Consider the following 3,118-nt stretch of genomic DNA (forward strand, 5'->3'; position numbering starts at 1 on the left):
CGCCCTGCTGGTCGGACCCGACGGCAGTTATCTGGCCGAGGCACCCAGCATAGCGGTCAAATCCACGGTTGGTGCGGGAGATTCCATGGTTGCCGGACTGGTAGCGGCGCTGGCACGCAGGCAGAGCCCCGCCGAGGCGTTGCGACTGGCCGTTGCCTGCGGCAGTGGCACGGCGGCACGGCCCGGTACGGAAATATTTTCTCACAGTCAGGTGGTTGAACTGTTGCAACAGGTGAACGTCAAGATGCTCGATATTTAAAAGGAGATTTACGACATGACGGAAAGTACAACGGATATTCTGATTGTCGGCGGTGGTCCCGCCGGAATGATGACGGGCATAACCGCCGCCCAGTTTTCTCCCCACAAAAAGGTTCTGGTGCTGCGCCCCGAGACGGACGCTGTCATTCCCTGCGGGATTCCCTATATTTTCGGTACCCTGGGAGGCACCGAAGAAGACATGGCCGGACGTGCGCCGCTCCTCGCAGCGGGCGGCCGGATCCAGATTGGTAAAGTCGCCAGCATAGATCGCAATGCCCACACCGCCACTCTGGAAAACGGGGATCTCATCCATTGGGAACGGCTGGTTCTGGCGACCGGCGCGGAAAACTTCATTCCGCCCATTCCGGGTACAGAACTGGAAGGCGTTTTCAGCATTCACAAGGATTATGACTATCTCGACAAATTGTTCAGCACCCTGATCCCGCAAATCAAAAAGCTGGCGATTATTGGCGGAGGGTTTATCGGCGTGGAATTTGCCGATGAAATCCGCAAGCGCGGTATTGAGGTCCACATTGTCGAGATGCTGCCCCACCTGATGCAGGCGGCTTTTGATCTGGATGCCTGTAAGGCGGTAGAAAAACAGCTCAGCGAGCACGGCGTCCATATTCATACCGGCTGCAAGGTAGAAGCCCTGGTGGCCGGTGCCGATGGTAAACGGGTAGGCCAAGTGCAAATCGCCGGACAGGAGGCTCTGGAGGTTGATGCGGTGCTCATTGCCATCGGTACCCGTCCACAGGTGGATCTGGCCAAGGCGATGGGCCTGACCCTGAGCCGCTCTGGTGGTATCTGGGTCGATGCTTTTCAACGTACCCGGGAAGACCCCCATATTTTCGCCGTGGGTGATTGTGCCCACAAACAGGACTTTTTTACGCGCAAGGCCAATCATGCCATGATTGCCTCACAAGCCGCCGCTGAAGGCCGCATTGCCGGAATGAATTTGTATGGCCTGCGTCAGTTGCGTACCAATGCCGGCTCGGTGAGCGTCTACGCCAGTGAAATTGATGGCCTGGCTTTTGGTGTGGCCGGCTTGACCGAACATCAGGCCGAACAGGAAGGCTTTCCGATTTTAAGTGGGGAAGCCCGCCTGCCCGATCACCATCCGGCCTCCATGCCCAACACCACAGAAATTTTCTGCCGTATCATTTTTGCTGCTGACTCCCTGCAAATCCTGGGTGGGCAGGTCCTGGGCGGTGCCACCACCGGGGAACTGGTCAACACAATCGGTCTCGCCATTCAGATGCACGCTACTGCACCCGATCTGGTCAGCATGCAGTTTGGCAGCCAGCCGCGCCTGACCCCTTCCCTGCATCCGCTGGTTGCCGCAACCGGAGATGCCCTGCAGCGTCATTATGCCCTCCTCCACCCCTGCGTGGAGGATCAACCCTTATGAAACTCCCCAAGCATCGCAGCAAAATTGTCTGCACCATCGGTCCCGCATCTGATGCCCCCAATGTCCTGGAACAGATGATCCGGGCGGGCATGAATGTCGCCCGGCTCAACCTGGCCCATGGCACCCCCGATGAACATCGGGCGCGCATTGCCCGCATCCGCGATGCCGCCCGCAAGACCGGCTATCGCGTCGCCATTATGGCCGATCTGCCCGGCCCGAAAATCCGTATTGGCTCCTTGCCGGCCCCGGTCACTCTCAAGCATGGGGATCATGTTCTACTCGCTCCGGGTGCGCCGGGGACGGCGCAGGCCATTCCTCTGGAACTGCCGCCCCTGGCCAAACCCCTCGTCAAGGGCGATACGGTCTACCTCAATGACGGCTTTCTGGAACTTCGGGTAGAACAGCATGATAGCCAGGGCGTACTGTGTCAGGTGCTCGTCGGTGGTGTGCTGCTTTCCCATAAAGGCGTCAATTTACCCGGTGTTTATCTGGAGGGCGGCGCGCTCACCGCTGCCGATCGGGAATTACTGGCATTTGCCCTGAAGGCCGGAGTCGATGGTCTGAGTGTTTCTTTTGTGGAAAGTGCCGAAGACCTGCACGCCGCCCGCCGTGCAGCCAACGCCCTGGGATTTTTTCATCCTTTTCTGGTCGCCAAAATCGAAAGAGCACGGGCCTGGAAACATATTGATGCGATCATCGACGCCACCGATGCCATCATGGTGGCACGCGGCGATCTCGGAGTAGAAGTGCCGATTGAAGAAATTGCCATTATCCAGAAACGCCTGATCCGCAAGACACGCGCCGTGGGCAAACCCGTCATCACCGCTACCCAGATGCTGGAGTCCATGGTACATAACCGGCGGCCAACCCGCGCGGAAGTGACCGACGTGGCCAATGCCATCCTCGATGGGACAGACTGCATCATGCTCTCGGAAGAGTCGGCCATGGGCGATTTTCCGGTAGAAGCCGTAAAAATGCTGGCAGAAATTGCCCGCGTTACCGAAAAAAACCGGGCGGAACTCACTCCTTTGAGTTCCATCGACCTCGATGACAAGCCCAGCGTAGAATCTATTATTGCGAGTAATGTCCGGCACAGCGCCGAACGGCTGAATCCTTTATTTGTAGTAACCCCTACAGAAACGGGAACCACCGCCGCACGCATTGCGCGCTTTCGGCTTGAACCCTGGATTCTGGCCATGAGTCCCCATCCTGTAACCTGTCAGCGCCTCTGTCTGCACTATGGGGTCTATCCTATAGAGATGCCGAGCCCTGAAAGTGGCTGGGAAGATGCAGCGCGTCGCTGGCTGCTCACTAACGCTGTAGAAAAAGGTTTGATTTTACTGACGCAAGGCCCCAGCAAGGGTCATCCGGGAGGGACCAACCGCCTGGAAATCATTCATCTGGATGTTTCTGCCACGCAATAACAGGAGAGTGTTTTATGGACAGCTT

At 57.7% G+C, this 3,118-nt stretch carries 3 protein-coding genes; all 3 read left to right on the top strand.

All coding sequences use genetic code 11. The annotated features are described in order from the left end of the window. Positions 1-259 (top strand): PfkB family carbohydrate kinase (locus Q0C48_RS00095; RefSeq protein ID WP_291520428.1); only part of this gene is annotated, 259 nt, incomplete at its 5' end. Positions 260-274: 15 nt separating this feature from the next. Further along, on the top strand, positions 275-1,669 hold the full coding sequence (locus Q0C48_RS00100) for an FAD/NAD(P)-binding oxidoreductase (RefSeq protein WP_291520430.1): 1,395 nt from the start codon (positions 275-277) through the stop codon (positions 1,667-1,669). Further along, positions 1,666-3,093: a pyruvate kinase gene (pyk, locus tag Q0C48_RS00105; protein WP_291520432.1), complete on the top strand. Its 1,428-nt coding sequence runs from the start codon at positions 1,666-1,668 to the stop codon at positions 3,091-3,093. The genes Q0C48_RS00100 and pyk overlap by 4 nt, the downstream gene beginning before the upstream one ends. The last annotated feature ends 25 nt before the right edge of the window (positions 3,094-3,118 follow it).

Origin of the sequence: Acidithiobacillus sp. (genome assembly GCF_023255755.1) — a bacterium.
In the GTDB taxonomy this organism is placed as follows: Bacteria; Pseudomonadota; Gammaproteobacteria; order Acidithiobacillales; family Acidithiobacillaceae; genus Acidithiobacillus.

What these genes read in the sequence shown, in the direction of transcription:
- pyk (WP_291520432.1), top strand. Translation starts at nt 1,666, where the DNA reads ATGAAACTCCCCAAGCATCGCAGCAAAATTGTCTGCACCATCGGTCCC.
- Q0C48_RS00100 (WP_291520430.1), top strand. Translation starts at nt 275, where the DNA reads ATGACGGAAAGTACAACGGATATTCTGATTGTCGGCGGTGGTCCCGCC.